The sequence below is a fragment of the Bradyrhizobium lablabi genome, from assembly GCF_018129385.1.
Taxonomy (GTDB): domain Bacteria; phylum Pseudomonadota; class Alphaproteobacteria; order Rhizobiales; family Xanthobacteraceae; genus Bradyrhizobium; species Bradyrhizobium lablabi_C.
The window spans coordinates 1-16,603 of the sequence record NZ_JAFCLN010000016.1; the positions used below are offsets into that span (position 1 = coordinate 1).

Sequence of the window (16,603 nt, forward strand, 5' to 3'; positions counted from 1 at the left end):
GTCGGTATCGGTGCCGTCGGGAGAGCCGGCACGCAAGTCGGTCACGGTGAGGCTGCCGTCGGGGTTTTGCACGAAGCTGTAATTGCCTGTCGTTCCCGAATAGACCGCGGTATTGGTGCCGCCGCCGCCATTGAGGGCGTCGTTGCCGGCGCCTCCAGCCATTTCGTCGTTGGAAGTCCCGCCAAAGATCCAGTCATTGCCGGCGGAGGTGACTGCGGTTGCGCCGTGCGAGATCACCACATTGTGCTGGACGGCCAGCCCCTGCGGGCCGTTGGGATCGATCGCCAGGGCGCCATCGTTGAAGATCAGGGAGAGATCGTCGCCGCTCAACGTAGCGGTCGGCGCGCCCTGGACAGACACGACGTTCGCGCCCGGTGCCTTGAGGTCGACGCCGACGACGCCGTCGCCACGCATCGCAAAGGACAAATTCGACCCGTCGCCGGTCACGGACAACAGATCGGCGCGCATCGGCAGCTCGTCGATATGGGTGAGGTCGTCCTGGGTGGTGCCGAGGGTGACAGCGAACGTGCCGCCACCAGAGGGTAAAAAGATGCTGTCGGTGTCGTAGGCGTACCAGGTGCCCGCGTTCCGGATCACCTCACCGGTGGCGGCGTTGGTCACGTTCAGCGCCATCCCGCCGAGATTTGGCGCTGTGACATCCGGCGTGATCGTCGCGGTGATCACGTTACCGCTGGTGGTCTCGGTGAGCGTCGCCTTCTGCTGCGCGGCGATGCGCTCGGCGAGATCCGCCATGGTCACGAATTCATAGCCTTGAGCGTAGGCATAGGCGATGAAGTCCGTGAACATCTGCGTGGTGTAGCCCTGATCTGCGCCCGTGCCGCTGGTGTCCCAGTTCGTCACGCCATAGTCGTGCCACGGCCAGACGATGATCGGCGCCTCCGAATTCGCCGAAAGCTGGCCGAACAGCGTCTGCCAGTCGGCCAGCGCCTGTTCGGGGGTCTTTTGCTGAAAACCGATCTCGGTGAAATCGAACGTGACGTTCGGCGCGATATAGACCGAGCCGGTGTTGTTCGGATCGATGTAGCCGAAAGCGTTGGGATAGCCCGCCCCCACACCGGTCCAGCCGCCGGTGACGTAGCCGGTGAGCCCGCCGGCGGACTGGTAATATTGCAGGATCTGCTGCGAGGTCGTGATCGAGTCGTTGGCGCCCGGCACCGCCGCGCCGGCCAGCGTGATGCCAAGCTGCTGCTCCAGGATCGCGTTCGACAGCCCGAACTCGTAGGCGAACGTCCAGTTCGGCGCATTGCCAGGCGGCGTGACAAAGAGCGTGTTGGTGTTCTCGGCCCAGGCGGGGTCTGGCGGATCGATCAGATGGGTATAGGAGTGGCTGCCGATCTCGTTGCCCATCGCCATGAGCGCGTTGTAATAGGCGGCGGACACGGCCCAGTTGGTGAAGTTCTCGTTGGCCGGATTGGCGTTGTCGCCGATATTGACGTAGTAACTGCCGACGAAATTGTACTGCTGCTTCCACTGCTGCAGGATCGGGATCATCTGATCGTAGATGCCCGGCGCGCCGTTCTCGGGCGAGACGTCGGCCGGGAACTGCGACTGATCCAGATCGGTGCGCGAGACGAACACGCCCTCCATGCGCGAGACGTCCAGCGTCAGGCTCGGCGTCGTGCCGAAGACGGCGTTCTGGATGGCGTGTTGCAGCAGGTTGCTGTCGCCGAGCAGGCCCGTGGTCGAAAATACGGTGTTCGTGCCGCCCGTGGTTGTCTGCACCACGCCGGCCACCGTGCCTCCGCCCTGGATATTGATGTCCGCCAGCACCGTGGCGGGTTGGGTCACGCCGGAAAAGCTGAGGTAGCCGGTGTTGGTGTAAAGGCCGGCCGGTTGCCCGGCGAACTCGCCGCTGGCGCCGCCGATCAGTTCGCCCGGCGCGTAGCCCGAAATGACCGGATTGCCGGCGGCGAGCGCGGCCGGATCCGCCGTCACGGAATAGGTGGCCGTGCCGAACGTGTTCAGCGTGACGTTCAGCAACTCCTGCATGTTGGCGTAGGAGTTGCCGGGCAGCGGCGCGCCGGTCTGGTCGTTGGTCAGGAAATTGCCGGCGGTGATGATCGGCACGTGATAGTCGTAGACCACCTCTCGCAGCGCGCTGACGATCGCGGACACCTCGCTCGACTGCACATTCTCCATGCTCGGGAAGATCAGCGCGCTGTACTGCGAGAGCTTGGCGACGTCGGTCAGGTCGGCCTCGGTCAGGAGATCATAGGAAACACCGGCTGCCGCCGCCTGATGCTGCGCCGCCATGAACAGGTCGGCATAGGCGGTCTCGCCTGCCGCTCCGCCGCCGAAATACAGGGCGGCCGTCGTCGCCGAATAGACGATGGCGACCTTCTTGACCGTGTGATCCACCGGGACCAGCGTTGACGGATCGGTGATGCTGTAGATCGGATTGGCGAAAAAGCCCGGCAGCGTCACGCTGTTGTTGATCAGCGCGCCGAAATCGATCGAGGTGGGCGCGGCACCGCCGGCGGGCGTCAGCAGGGCCTGGGGGATCGCGACTTCGACACTGTCGCCATCGCCGGAAACGCCGAAGTCGAGCGGCGCGCCGTTGTTGAGCAGGGTCCCTGCGCTGTCATACAGATAGGGCCGAAGCACGCTGTCCGTATCGAGGATGAACTGCACGGAATACTCGGCGCCCACGCTGCTGCCGAACACCTGGGTGCCGGTTGCGGTGTTTTGATCCGTATTGAGAAAGATGTACGTACTGGCGGCGAGGGCCGGATCGGTCGCGACGGCCGCCTCGATGCCGATCACATAGGTCTTGCCTGATGCATCGTCGAGGAGCGCACCGTAGACCTGATAGTCCGTCACGCTGTTGAGCGGTCGCTCAACCAGATCGGCCGATGACCAGTCGCTGAAATCGCCGTCGAGCGTGATCCGGTTCCCAATCGTTGTCGGCATGGGCGTGAATCCTCAAACTGATCATCGCGCCGCAGCTATGGTCCCGCGACACCGCGTCACGCGGCGCGACGCATTTGCAAGACGCCTGAATGGATCGAAAATGCGAAATGCTGCGATGCTGACGGTCCGGCAGTCCGTCTCCCGGCTAACGGCGTCACTACAATGCAAGAGGAGCCGGCCTGTCCAACGCGAAACCCTGTTGCGCGTCAGAGTTCTTTTGATGACAGCGAGACGCTTCCAGGCAGTCGCCAACCGCCCTGCGGGCTCAGGCAGTTCGTGGGCGGATTAGCGTCTGCGTAATCCGCCACTCCAGTTCTGCTCCCCTCGGTACCGGGAATGTCTAGGCGATGATATGCCAGGTCTGCGGCACCAGGCCTAGCGAACCGCTGCCAACAATCGTGTTGTCGTTCATTTCCCAGATCGTGGCCACACCGGCATCGTTGCGCAACAGGATATCGCTCTTGCTGTCGCCGTTGTAGTCGCCGGTATTTTCGATATGCCAGTTGCTCGGCAGGGCTGCCACAGGCTTGCTGGCGACCAGACTGCTGTTGTCGAGGTCCCAGAGCGCGACGACGCCCGTAGCATTGTTGTGCCAGAGGATGTCGGCGTTACTGTCGCCGTTAAAATCGCCCGTGCCGGCGACCTCCCAATTGGTTGGGACCACGCCCAGGTTGTGAACCGCCTGCATGGCGCCGTCGTGCATGTCCCATATCTGGGTGGCGCCGGAATCGTGGCGCCAGAGCAAGTCCGTGGTGCCATCGCCGTTGAAGTCTCCGGAGCCGGCAAGGTTCCAGGCCGCCGGGATCACGCCGAGCGAATGGGTGGCGACAATGGCGCCGTCGTTCATGTCCCAGATCTGCGTGAAGCCGGAGTCGTGGCGCCAGAGCAAATCCGTCTTGCCGTCACCGTTGAAGTCGCCGGTGTCCGCGAGTTGCCAGGCTGTGGGGGTCGATCCCAGCGCATGCGTGCCGGCAATGGCGCCGTTGTCCATGTCCCAGATCTGCGCGGCGCCGGAGTCGTGGCGCCAGAGCAAATCTGCCTTGCCGTCGCCGCCGAAGTCGCCGGTGCCGGCGATACTCCAGGCGGCAGGCACTGCGCCCACCGAGTTGGCGCTGAGAAGCGTGGCGCCGCCCATATCCCAGATCTGCACGAAGCCGGAATCGTGGCGCCACACGATGTCGCTCATGCCGTCGCCGTTGAAGTCGTTGGGCGCGCGCGGGGGGCTGGTGAGGTTAGTGATCGAAACGACATCAACGTCGCTCATCGTGCCGCCGCTTCCGGTACCACCGCCATCACTGCTGGTGATCGTCAAGGTATCGGCTCCGGCAAAACCCACCGCGCCGTGATAGACAACGTGGTTCGCCGCGGCGAGCGTTGCATTGATCTGGGCCGCAGTGCCGGTGAGCGTCACCGTTCCAGTGCCATTGCCGGAGACGGCGGCATTTCCGGTGGCAACCGTCAGCGTGCCATGATCGACGCGCAGTATGGTCGTCAAGGCTGTCGCATCGACGTCGCTGAGGGCCAATCCGGATATCGAGAGGTTGGTGTTGCCGGGCGTTGTCAACGACCCCGCGGGGACGGTATTTACCGGCGCGTCGTTCACCGCATTGATGGTGAGGCTGACGGTTGCAACATTGCCATCCGCCGTGCCGTCGTTGGCCTTGAAGGTAAAGCTGTCGCTGCCGTTGTAATCCGCGGCCGGCGTATAGGTGTAGCTGCCATCCGGGTTGACCACCACCGTGCCATGGGCGGCACCGTCCACGACGCTGTAGGTCAGGACATTGCCGGCATCGACGTCCGTCGCCACCAGTTGTCCGGTGATGTCGGCGTCCTCGTTACCCGAACCGGTCCCGGCCTGCGCCACCGGCGGATTGTTGGCGCCGTTCAGCAACTGGGCCTGAGTGAATGTCACCCCGTTGCCGAACCGATAGAACTGGATGTTGAGGTCGGTATCGGTGCCGTCGGGAGAGCCGGCACGCAAGTCGGTCACGGTGAGGCTGCCGTCGGGGTTTTGCACGAAGCTGTAATTGCCTGTCGTTCCCGAATAGACCGCGGTATTGGTGCCGCCGCCGCCATTGAGGGCGTCGTTGCCGGCGCCTCCAGCCATTTCGTCGTTGGAAGTCCCGCCAAAGATCCAGTCATTGCCGGCGGAGGTGACTGCGGTTGCGCCGTGCGAGATCACCACATTGTGCTGGACGGCCAGCCCCTGCGGGCCGTTGGGATCGATCGCCAGGGCGCCATCGTTGAAGATCAGGGAGAGATCGTCGCCGCTCAACGTAGCGGTCGGCGCGCCCTGGACAGACACGACGTTCGCGCCCGGTGCCTTGAGGTCGACGCCGACGACGCCGTCGCCACGCATCGCAAAGGACAAATTCGACCCGTCGCCGGTCACGGACAACAGATCGGCGCGCATCGGCAGCTCGTCGATATGGGTGAGGTCGTCCTGGGTGGTGCCGAGGGTGACAGCGAACGTGCCGCCACCAGAGGGTAAAAAGATGCTGTCGGTGTCGTAGGCGTACCAGGTGCCCGCGTTCCGGATCACCTCACCGGTGGCGGCGTTGGTCACGTTCAGCGCCATCCCGCCGAGATTTGGCGCTGTGACATCCGGCGTGATCGTCGCGGTGATCACGTTACCGCTGGTGGTCTCGGTGAGCGTCGCCTTCTGCTGCGCGGCGATGCGCTCGGCGAGATCCGCCATGGTCACGAATTCATAGCCTTGAGCGTAGGCATAGGCGATGAAGTCCGTGAACATCTGCGTGGTGTAGCCCTGATCTGCGCCCGTGCCGCTGGTGTCCCAGTTCGTCACGCCATAGTCGTGCCACGGCCAGACGATGATCGGCGCCTCCGAATTCGCCGAAAGCTGGCCGAACAGCGTCTGCCAGTCGGCCAGCGCCTGTTCGGGGGTCTTTTGCTGAAAACCGATCTCGGTGAAATCGAACGTGACGTTCGGCGCGATATAGACCGAGCCGGTGTTGTTCGGATCGATGTAGCCGAAAGCGTTGGGATAGCCCGCCCCCACACCGGTCCAGCCGCCGGTGACGTAGCCGGTGAGCCCGCCGGCGGACTGGTAATATTGCAGGATCTGCTGCGAGGTCGTGATCGAGTCGTTGGCGCCCGGCACCGCCGCGCCGGCCAGCGTGATGCCAAGCTGCTGCTCCAGGATCGCGTTCGACAGCCCGAACTCGTAGGCGAACGTCCAGTTCGGCGCATTGCCAGGCGGCGTGACAAAGAGCGTGTTGGTGTTCTCGGCCCAGGCGGGGTCTGGCGGATCGATCAGATGGGTATAGGAGTGGCTGCCGATCTCGTTGCCCATCGCCATGAGCGCGTTGTAATAGGCGGCGGACACGGCCCAGTTGGTGAAGTTCTCGTTGGCCGGATTGGCGTTGTCGCCGATATTGACGTAGTAACTGCCGACGAAATTGTACTGCTGCTTCCACTGCTGCAGGATCGGGATCATCTGATCGTAGATGCCCGGCGCGCCGTTCTCGGGCGAGACGTCGGCCGGGAACTGCGACTGATCCAGATCGGTGCGCGAGACGAACACGCCCTCCATGCGCGAGACGTCCAGCGTCAGGCTCGGCGTCGTGCCGAAGACGGCGTTCTGGATGGCGTGTTGCAGCAGGTTGCTGTCGCCGAGCAGGCCCGTGGTCGAAAATACGGTGTTCGTGCCGCCCGTGGTTGTCTGCACCACGCCGGCCACCGTGCCTCCGCCCTGGATATTGATGTCCGCCAGCACCGTGGCGGGTTGGGTCACGCCGGAAAAGCTGAGGTAGCCGGTGTTGGTGTAAAGGCCGGCCGGTTGCCCGGCGAACTCGCCGCTGGCGCCGCCGATCAGTTCGCCCGGCGCGTAGCCCGAAATGACCGGATTGCCGGCGGCGAGCGCGGCCGGATCCGCCGTCACGGAATAGGTGGCCGTGCCGAACGTGTTCAGCGTGACGTTCAGCAACTCCTGCATGTTGGCGTAGGAGTTGCCGGGCAGCGGCGCGCCGGTCTGGTCGTTGGTCAGGAAATTGCCGGCGGTGATGATCGGCACGTGATAGTCGTAGACCACCTCTCGCAGCGCGCTGACGATCGCGGACACCTCGCTCGACTGCACATTCTCCATGCTCGGGAAGATCAGCGCGCTGTACTGCGAGAGCTTGGCGACGTCGGTCAGGTCGGCCTCGGTCAGGAGATCATAGGAAACACCGGCTGCCGCCGCCTGATGCTGCGCCGCCATGAACAGGTCGGCATAGGCGGTCTCGCCTGCCGCTCCGCCGCCGAAATACAGGGCGGCCGTCGTCGCCGAATAGACGATGGCGACCTTCTTGACCGTGTGATCCACCGGGACCAGCGTTGACGGATCGGTGATGCTGTAGATCGGATTGGCGAAAAAGCCCGGCAGCGTCACGCTGTTGTTGATCAGCGCGCCGAAATCGATCGAGGTGGGCGCGGCACCGCCGGCGGGCGTCAGCAGGGCCTGGGGGATCGCGACTTCGACACTGTCGCCATCGCCGGAAACGCCGAAGTCGAGCGGCGCGCCGTTGTTGAGCAGGGTCCCTGCGCTGTCATACAGATAGGGCCGAAGCACGCTGTCCGTATCGAGGATGAACTGCACGGAATACTCGGCGCCCACGCTGCTGCCGAACACCTGGGTGCCGGTTGCGGTGTTTTGATCCGTATTGAGAAAGATGTACGTACTGGCGGCGAGGGCCGGATCGGTCGCGACGGCCGCCTCGATGCCGATCACATAGGTCTTGCCTGATGCATCGTCGAGGAGCGCACCGTAGACCTGATAGTCCGTCACGCTGTTGAGCGGTCGCTCAACCAGATCGGCCGATGACCAGTCGCTGAAATCGCCGTCGAGCGTGATCCGGTTCCCAATCGTTGTCGGCATGGGCGTGAATCCTCAAACTGATCATCGCGCCGCAGCTATGGTCCCGCGACACCGCGTCACGCGGCGCGGCACATTTGCAAGACGCCTGAATGGATCGAGATGCCAAATGCTGCGATGCGACGTGCCGTAGATCGCCTCCCAGTTGACGCCGCCACTACAATGCAAAACGAGCCGGCGTGTCCAACGCGAAACCCTGTTGCGCGTCAGAGTTCTTTTGATGACAAGCAAGATGCATCCAAGCATCGCCCTGCGAGTCATTGCACAACCAGGATGTCACCCGACACGATGTCGGTTCTCACCGAGAGTGTCAGGCATTCTTCGCCCTGACGCTGAATAACAGTCCCCACCCACCGTGACAGTCACGGCACGCATTGGTCCAATCACCTACGACAAAATCGCAATCGTCGAGCAGCGGGAGTTTTCAAGACTTCACTGCGATCGTGACACGGGGGTTAGGCTCGCCGAACAGATCAGAGGCTGTCGGGATTCACGACACGTTGTTCGGAACAACGACGCGGCGCCTCACGTCACATCAAATTCCGTAGAATTTTCAATGGGCGTTTTATGGCACGCGCCTTGCGCTAAAGGCGGTCTCTACACCCATCAAGAGGCCGCGACCATGAAAGAGCAGGCATCCGTCGGATGGCCGACGCGCTGGATGCAGGTTCGGCCTCAGCTTAGCGAAGCTACTAACACCGAACGCACGGGCTGTTGTTAGCCTTGGCTCGCATGCGTGCATTTGCCCAAGCCCGACCTGCGTTCGCCTAAGCCAACAGCGACGTACGTTCGCATATTGATCGACGTGAGACGGCGCGAGTCATGAGTTCCTACAATCGATCCGCCGTACGCATCGCTGGCCGCATTCTGCTCGCTGCACCAAACTTGCCTGGCTTCGTCTTCGCCTGACCGCATGTGGCACGCTTCCGCCGATCGAGTTTCGTCTCGCGGCGGTGAGCAAACAGCCCCACAGCCACAGCCTCCGCGCGCCCGATTTGAAGACACCGTGCCTGTGATCTGATCGGCCGTTGCCCCTTGTTTTGGCACGTCGACCCTTGACACTATTAATTTCGAATAGTGAAATTAAATTCTGAAATGGAGGCTCCATGGCCAGACTTACCGCCGTCGAGCGAAAGACCAGTACGGCCACGTTGGAGGCGTCCTCCGACGACGTGCGACTCGTCCAGGCCGTGGCGCGCGGCCTGTCGGTGCTTCGGGCTTTCAAGCCCGGCGAAAGTTCCCTGAGCAACAGTGAGTTGGCGGAGCGCACAGGCCTGTCGAAGCCGACTATCTCGCGGTTGAGCCAGACGCTTGCCGCGCTTGGCTACCTGACGATTGTTCCACGCACCGGGCACTACCAGCTAGGGGCCGGAATCGTTGCCTTATGCCATTCGCTGCTCGCCGGCATGCCTCACCGCATCGCCGCCCGTCCCGTCCTTCAGGAAATCGCGGATTTCTCGCGCCTGCCTGCATCGGTCGGCATGCGCGACCAATTGGTCATGCTCACCATCGAGACGGCGCATCATCCGCAAATGCGTCCGGCAAGGTTCGACCTGGGCTCGCGACTTCCGATCGAGACTTCGGCCATGGGCCGCGCCTATCTCTTCGCCCTGGCAGAGGGCGAGCGCGAGGCATTGTTGCAGCGGATCCGGCTACAGTGGCCGCGCAGCGAATGGCGCGGCGTGCGCGCGCGCGTCGACGCGGCCTTCGAGTCGATCGCCAAGCGCGGCTTTTGTGTGTCTCTCGGTGACCGCCAGCCAGATGTCTATGCGGTCGGCGCTCCGGTCGTGACCGCGGACGGTGCGGTTCTGGCGTTCAATTGCGGTGGAATGCCGTCTGAGGTCACCGCCGCGCAGCTCGAGAACGAGATCGGGCCGCGCCTTGCGCGCGCCGCCCGGCAAATTTCGGCGGAGGTTTCAAGCCGTGCGTGACTTCACAAAGCAAGGCCGATCGATGGCGGTTGGCGAGAACGGCATGATCTGCACGTCGCATCCGGCTGCCTCCATGGCCGGCCTCGATATGCTGCGATCCGGCGGCAACGCCGTCGACGCGGCCCTCGCCGCCATCGCCGTGCTGGGCGTCGTCGAGCCGCATATGACCGGCATAGGCGGCGATTGCTTCGCACTGTTCTCCATGGGTGGCGCGGCACCGATTGCGCTTGACGGCTCGGGGCGTGCGCCTGGCGCGGCAAGGGCCGAATGGTATGTCGATCGTGACATCCGTGAAATTCCTCCGACTTCCGCGCATGCAGTGACGATACCCGGTGCGATCTCGGCGTGGTGCACGCTGAACCGTGACCACGGATCAAAACCTCTTTCAGAGGTTCTTGCGCCCGCGGTCCGCCTCGCCGAGGAAGGCATGCGCGTGACGCCTCGCGTCGCCTGGGATTGGGGCCGGCAAACCGAGAAGCTCTCGGTGGATCCGGCAACCCGCGCCGCCTATCTCCCCGGCGGTCGCGCGCCGGACATCGGCGACCTCTTCCGCAACCGTGCGCTTGCCGAGACGCTGCGGTGCGTCGGTCGCGAGGGTGCCGCCGGATTCTACTCCGGCAAAGTGGCCAAGGCCCTGACCGCCAAACTGCGCGAGGCTGGCGGGCTGCATCAGGAGGAAGATTTCGCCCGGCATCGTTGCGATTACGTGGAGCCGGTCGAGACCCGCTATCGCGGATACGAGGTCTACGAGTGTCCGCCGCCCGGACAGGGTCTGGCCGCCCTCATGATCCTGCGCGTCGTCGAAAACCTGTCGTTTGGGAACGACCGGCATAGCGAGGCGGATCGTATCCATCTTCTTGCCGAGGCCACCAAGGCGGCGTATCGCGTCCGCGATTCCTACTTCTGCGACCCGACGCAAGGCGACGTGCCAGTTGCGCGGTTTCTTTCGGATGCTTTTACCGCCCGGACCACAGATGGCATCGACCCCGGCAAGGCCTCGCTGCCCGAACACTGGGACCTGACCGAACACAAGGACACCGTATATGTTTGCGCTGTTGATCGCGACCTCAACGCGGTATCGCTGATCAATTCGCTGTTCGCGCCTTTCGGAAGCGGCATTTTCGAACCGACGACGGGCGTTCTCCTGCACAATCGGGGAAGCGGATTTCGGACGGACCCCAAGCACCCCTGCGTCATCGCGCCCCATAAGCGGCCGCTGCACACGATCATTCCCGGGCTGGTTTTCCGCGACGGCAAGCCGATCATGCCGTTTGGGGTGATGGGAGGCCACTACCAGGCCGCGGGCCATGCGCACTTTCTCTCGCAGATTTTCGATCGCGGGCTCGACATTCAGGCAGCCAGCGACGAGCCGCGTTCATTTGCCTTCGACGGAAAGCTATCGCTCGAGAGGACAATCCCGCAGGCTACCTTCGACGAACTTGCCCGCCGCGGACACGCGGTTGTCTGGTCCGATCTTCCGATCGGGGGCGCGCAGGCAATCTGGGTCGATCACCACCGCGGAATCATGTTCGGAGCGTCCGACCATCGCAAGGATGGAATGTCCTTGGCTCTTTAGTTGGAAGGAAGTCAGCAATGACGCTGTTGAAAGGTGCATCCACTGCGGAAGCGTATCCCAAGCATCGCGCGCCCGTCGCATCGAGCACGCGCGACTTCATCCGCATCAACGAGGTCGGCAAGCTGTTCGGCGGGCGCGGGCCGGTCGTAACCGCGCTTCAGGATATCAAGCTCGACATCGGCCTCGGCGAATTCGTCGCGGTTGTGGGCCCGTCAGGCTGCGGGAAATCGACGTTGCTTCGTATTCTCGCAGGATTGATCCCGACCAGCACGGGAACTGTCTGGTTCGGCAACCGCAAGCTGGAGGGGCCGCGGCACGACATCGGCGTCGTGTTCCAGTCGCCCGTGCTGTTTCCCTGGCGCACCGTTCTCGACAACGTGCTGGTCCCAATCGACGTCCAGAAGCTTGATCGAAAGAAGTATCTGTCGCGGGCGCGTGAGCTCATCGAGCTCGTTGGATTGAGTGAATTCGAACAGCGCTATCCCGCCGAGCTCTCCGGCGGCATGCAGCAGCGCGTCGGCATTGCGCGCGCCCTGGTGCATGATCCGGCGATGCTGCTCATGGACGAGCCGTTCGGGGCGCTCGACGCCATGACGCGCGAGCACATGAACGTCGAATTGCAGCGCTTCTGGCTGGCCCAGAGCAAGACCATCCTGTTCATCACCCATTCGATCTCCGAGGCCGTGTTTCTCGCCGACAGGGTCGTTGTGATGACGCCTCGGCCGGGCCGCATCGCGGAGGTGCTCGACATCGACCTTCCCCGGGAACGGACGCTCGACATGATGGCCACGCCGCCATTTGGCGAGTACGTCCGCCGCGTCCGCGCCCATTTCGGCACAGCTGGAGTCATGGACTGATGCCCGACCTCTCCTCCCTCGACACCCCCAGGAATCGAATTCTGAGTATCCTGCTGCTGTGCCTCGTGCTCGTCATCTGGCAAGTAAGCCCGGCTCTCTTCAAAATTCCCGCGTTCATCCTGCCGACCGCATCCGCGGTCGCCGAAGGGCTGTGGCGCGGCTTGACCGGCGGGCTCTATCTCTATCATGGCGCGGTGACGTTGTTCGAGGTGCTTGCCGGTTTTGCGCTTGGCGGATCGCTCGGCCTCGCACTTGGAGTAGCCGTCGCACTCAACCGGCGTTTCGCCTACTTCATCTACCCATACATCATCATGTTCCAGTCGATGCCGAAGGTCGCGCTCGCGCCGTTGTTCGTTCTCTGGTTCGGGCTCGGCGTAACTTCGAAGATCGTGACAGCGGCGCTGGTGGCCTTCTTTCCGGTGATGATCAACACGATCTCCGGACTGAACTCGGCCGACAAGGACCGCATCGATCTCATCCTCTCGCTCGGCGGCAGCGAACGACAGGTATTCACCATGCTGCGGTTTCCGAGCGCGCTGCCCTTCATCATGGCGGGCCTCGAGATCGCCATGGCCCTGTCGCTGATCGGCACCGTTGTCACCGAGTTCCTCGGCGCGGACGCCGGGCTCGGCATGCTGATGCAAAGCATGAATTTCATGATGGACGTCGCCGGATCGTTTTCCGTCCTGATCATCCTGGCGGTCGTCGGGCTCGTACTCAACCAAACCCTGATCATGATCCGCCACCGCGTGCTGTTCTGGGAACGTCTCGGGCGGGTTGACCCCGAAGCCGCCGCCGAGACGACCGCCGCCGAGCCGAAGACGCGCCAGGCCGACGGCGCGCTCCCGGCGTCGCAGCAGTGAACTTGCCATGAACGTCTATTATTCGAATCGTCAGCTTGAGCATCGTCCCCAGCAGATCATGCTACTCGGCAAGCTCACCCCGCCCGTCGAGAACCCCGATCGGCTGGAAGCACTGGCCCGCAGGCTAACCAAGGCCGGCCTGAAGGAAGTAGCACCTGCCGACCATGGCCGCGACTCCATCGAAGCCGTGCACAGCAGCGACTATGTGGACTTTCTCGCCTCCAGCTACGCGCGTTGGGCAGCCAATCCCAAGGCGGGACCGGAGGTCCTGCCGAACACGCATCCGTATCGCGGGAAGGGATCGGTGCGGCGCCCTTCGTCCGGACCGCCCTGCAGCGTGGTCAACGCGCAGGCAGGCTGGTACATCGGCGACCTCAATTGCGCGATCGGCGCCGGCACCTGGAGCGCGGTCTACGAATCGGCGCAGGCTGCGCTTTCGGCGGCGCACGCAGTTATCGATGGTGCTGCCTCTGCATTCGCGCTTTGCCGCCCACCGGGACATCATGCATTCGCCGAGCGCGCCTCCGGCTTCTGCTTCCTCAATAACGCTGCGATTGCCGCCGATCTCATCGGCAAACGGGTAGGCCAAGTGGCCATCCTTGATTTCGACACGCATCACGGAGACGGCACGCAGGCGATCTTTTATGATCGCAAGGACGTGCTGTTCGCATCCGTGCACACCGACCCGACAACCTACTATCCCTACTTCTCCGGTTACGCCGACGAACACGGCGAGGGAGAGGGATACGGCGCCAACGTCAACGTGCCGCTTGCTCCCGGCAGCGGCGACCAGACCTTTCTCGACGCCTGCCGAAATCTCGTCGAAGCCGTGCGCGCGCACAAGAGCGAGGTGCTCGTGGTGTCGGCCGGCTGGGACGCCCACCGTGACGACCCGCTATCCCTGCTCGATGTCTCGACGGATGCCTTTGCACGAGTCGGCGAATTGCTGGCCGATCTACAGCTTCCGACACTCATCGTGCAGGAGGGCGGCTATTCGCTGGAGGCCTCCGAGAACGCCGCGGCAGCTTTCGTCGGTGGGTTCTGCTCACGGCACAAACGGACCTGACTGGATGTCACTTCAACCCACGTGCAACAGAACTGGAGAGTAACATGCGTCATACCTACCTGGGTGCCAGCCTCGCCCTTTGCTCGGTGATCGCCGTTGCAGGCACGACCTCGCCCGCACTCGCACTGGATAAAGTGCGCATTGGCTGGTGCACGAGCGTGATAACGCACGGGGTCGCTCCGATCGCCGTTGCCACGAAGCTTGGCTGGTTCAAACAGCAGGACATCGAAGTCGAACTGGTGAATTTTCCGGGATCTTCGGACTGCGTCCGCAACGTTGCGACAGGCGAGGTGCTGGCCGCCGTCGCCACCCCGGAACCGGTCGCGATCCTACAGCAGACTGGCGTGAAGACGCAGGTCTTCTACACCGCCTACCGCCGCAACATTTTTGGCGTCGCAGTGCCGATGGACAGCCCCATCAAGAAATATGCGGATCTAAAGGACAAGAAAATCGGGGTGACCTCGATGGCCTCGGCAGGCGTCGTGCTGGCCCGGTCGGCAGCCACCGATGCCGGTCTCGACGCCGATCGCGACATCCGCATCGTCGTATCGGGGCAGCCGGCACAAAGCGTTGTCCTGCTCCAGCGCAAGGAGATCGATGCCGTCAGCCAGTGGGACACGCAGTACACGCTGATGGGCCTTGCCGGCGTTCCCATGCGCATGCTCAAGGATCCACTGATCGACTCTTTTCCGGCCAACAGCCTCGTGGCGAGCGCTGACTCGGTCAAGAACAAGCGCGATCTGCTGGTACGCCTGGCGCGCGCATACACGCTGGGCGTGGCATATACTCTGAAAAATACGCGCCAGGCCGCCGCCATCTTCCAGGAGGTCTATCCGCAGGTCGTGCCGACAGGACTGACTCCGGACGCTGCACTCGACAGGACCACGACCTTGCTCAAGACCGTCTCCGAGAAGTGGACGCTCGACAAGCCAGGCGAGCAGTGGGGTGAGAGCGATCTCAAGATCTACCAAAGCTACGTCGACTGGCTGGTGCGGGCGAAGATACTCAAGCAGCCCATGGATGCGAAGGAGATCGCGACGAACGACCTGGTCGGAGACATCAACAGGAACCTCGACATCAAGTCGGCCGAGCAAGCTTCGGCGCGCTGACGCCGGGTCACCGTCCACGGCAAACAAGGACTGGAGTAACGCAAATGCAGCAAGCGAACCTCGACATTCCTCCGAACGACCTTGGCGCCTACTGGATGCCAATGACCCCGAACCGGCGCTTCAAGTCGGCACCGGAGTTCTTTGTCGAGGCCAAGGGGATGCACTACAGGACCCCTGACGGCCGGCAGGTGCTCGATGCCATCGCCGGCCTCTGGTGCGTCAACGCCGGGCATTGCCATCCCAAGATCATCGAGGCCATTCGCCACCAGGCGGGCAAGCTCGATTACGCATCAAGCTTCTCGCTCGGCCATCCGCTCGCGTTCCACTACACCAATCGCGTGATGGAGATCGCGCCGAAGGGATTTGACCACATCTTCCTTGCCGGATCCGGCTCCGAGGCGGTCGATACCGCCCTGAAGATGGCGCTGGCCTATCACCGGGCGCGCGGTGAAGGTCATCGCCAGCGCCTGATCGGGCGGCAGCGCAGTTACCACGGAATGGGATTCGGCGGGCTCTCGGTCTCAGGCATCGGATGGCAGCGGGCGCAGTTCGGCGTCATGCTTCCGGGCGTGTCACACCTTCCACACACACATGATCTCACCCGCAATGCGTTCAGCAAGGGAGAGCCCGAGCACGGTGTCGACTTTGCGGATGCGCTGGAAGGCTTGCTAACCGCGATGGATCCCTCGACGGTCGCAGCCGTCATCGTCGAGCCCGTCGCCGGAGCCGGCGGCGTGCTGCCGCCGCCCAAAGGCTATCTCAAGCGACTGCGCGAGATCACCAGCAAGTACGGCATCCTGCTGATCTTCGACGAGGTTGTTACCGGCTTCGGCAGACTGGGAGCGCCCTTTGCCGCGCAGGCTCTGGACGTCACGCCGGATCTCATCACCTGCGCCAAGGGAATGACCAACGGCGCCGTTCCCATGGGCGGCGTGCTGGTCCATCACCATGTGCATGACGCCATGTCACAAGGACCGGAGGCTACGGTCGAGTTCGCCCATGGCTACACCTACTCCGGCCACCCGCTTGCCTGCGCCGCCGCGCTGGCCACCCTCGATGTCTATCAGGAGGAAGGCATCTTCGAGAAAGTCGCGCGCATCGCCGGAAAATGGCAAGCCGCCATTCACGACATCAGGAGCTCCGGCGGCGTGGTCCGCGATATTCGTAACCTTGGCCTGCTTGGAGCTGTAGAGATCGAAGCTGCGCCGAACGCTCCCGGTCAACGGGCGCGAGCCGTGGCGAACCATTGTCTCGAAAACGGCATCTTCGTTCGCGCCCTTGGCGATACCCTGATCCTGTCGCCGCCTCTCATCATCAACGAGCAGCAGATCGATCAGATCGCCGAGGGCATCAAGAACGGCGTTCGGACATTGTGAGATACCGCGGGGCGGACGTCG

The 16,603-nt window shown here is 63.2% G+C and carries 8 protein-coding genes and 1 pseudogene; 7 read left to right on the plus strand and 2 right to left on the minus strand.

Annotation, left to right across the window (positions count from 1 at the left end):
• Positions 1-2,931: pseudogene (locus JQ628_RS24980) on the minus strand (hypothetical protein); the annotation flags it as partial.
• A 340-nt stretch (positions 2,932-3,271) separates the two neighbouring features.
• Complete coding sequence (locus JQ628_RS24985; protein ID WP_212226459.1) at positions 3,272-7,807, minus strand: Ig-like domain-containing protein; 4,536 nt, start codon at positions 7,805-7,807, stop codon at positions 3,272-3,274.
• A gap of 1,148 nt (positions 7,808-8,955) precedes the next feature.
• Between JQ628_RS24985 and JQ628_RS24990 the strand changes: the two genes are divergently transcribed.
• Genes JQ628_RS24990 through JQ628_RS25020 form a run of 7 tightly spaced genes read left to right on the plus strand, consistent with a single transcriptional unit; the run spans position 8,956 to position 16,582 of the window.
• The gene (locus tag JQ628_RS24990) at positions 8,956-9,735 is read left to right on the plus strand and encodes an IclR family transcriptional regulator (RefSeq protein WP_212226461.1); all 780 of its coding nucleotides are present in this window, start codon (positions 8,956-8,958) and stop codon (positions 9,733-9,735) included.
• The gene (locus JQ628_RS24995) at positions 9,728-11,311 is read left to right on the plus strand and encodes a gamma-glutamyltransferase family protein (protein ID WP_212226463.1); all 1,584 of its coding nucleotides are present in this window, start codon (positions 9,728-9,730) and stop codon (positions 11,309-11,311) included. Before JQ628_RS24990 ends, JQ628_RS24995 begins: the two co-directional genes overlap by 8 nt.
• A 17-nt stretch (positions 11,312-11,328) precedes the next feature.
• The gene (locus tag JQ628_RS25000; RefSeq protein ID WP_212226469.1) at positions 11,329-12,168 is read left to right on the plus strand and encodes an ABC transporter ATP-binding protein; all 840 of its coding nucleotides are present in this window, start codon (positions 11,329-11,331) and stop codon (positions 12,166-12,168) included.
• On the plus strand, positions 12,168-13,031 hold the full coding sequence (locus JQ628_RS25005; protein ID WP_212226471.1) for an ABC transporter permease: 864 nt from the start codon (positions 12,168-12,170) through the stop codon (positions 13,029-13,031). Before JQ628_RS25000 ends, JQ628_RS25005 begins: the two co-directional genes overlap by 1 nt.
• A 7-nt stretch (positions 13,032-13,038) precedes the next feature.
• Positions 13,039-14,097: a histone deacetylase family protein gene (locus JQ628_RS25010; protein ID WP_212226474.1), complete on the plus strand. Its 1,059-nt coding sequence runs from the start codon at positions 13,039-13,041 to the stop codon at positions 14,095-14,097.
• A 44-nt stretch (positions 14,098-14,141) separates the two neighbouring features.
• Entirely contained in the window at positions 14,142-15,206 is a 1,065-nt protein-coding gene (locus JQ628_RS25015; protein WP_212226477.1) for an ABC transporter substrate-binding protein, read from the plus strand.
• Positions 15,207-15,250: 44 nt separating this feature from the next.
• Positions 15,251-16,582: an aminotransferase class III-fold pyridoxal phosphate-dependent enzyme gene (locus JQ628_RS25020; RefSeq protein WP_212226479.1), complete on the plus strand. Its 1,332-nt coding sequence runs from the start codon at positions 15,251-15,253 to the stop codon at positions 16,580-16,582.
• The last annotated feature ends 21 nt before the right edge of the window (positions 16,583-16,603 follow it).

Excerpts from the sequence above, each read along its gene's own strand:
- JQ628_RS25010 (WP_212226474.1), top strand. The coding sequence starts at position 13,039 with ATGAACGTCTATTATTCGAATCGTCAGCTTGAGCATCGTCCCCAGCAG.
- JQ628_RS25000 (WP_212226469.1), top strand. The coding sequence starts at position 11,329 with ATGACGCTGTTGAAAGGTGCATCCACTGCGGAAGCGTATCCCAAGCAT.
- JQ628_RS25015 (WP_212226477.1), top strand. The coding sequence starts at position 14,142 with ATGCGTCATACCTACCTGGGTGCCAGCCTCGCCCTTTGCTCGGTGATC.
- JQ628_RS24985 (WP_212226459.1), bottom strand. The coding sequence starts at position 7,807 with ATGCCGACAACGATTGGGAACCGGATCACGCTCGACGGCGATTTCAGC.
- JQ628_RS25020 (WP_212226479.1), top strand. The coding sequence starts at position 15,251 with ATGCAGCAAGCGAACCTCGACATTCCTCCGAACGACCTTGGCGCCTAC.
- JQ628_RS25005 (WP_212226471.1), top strand. The coding sequence starts at position 12,168 with ATGCCCGACCTCTCCTCCCTCGACACCCCCAGGAATCGAATTCTGAGT.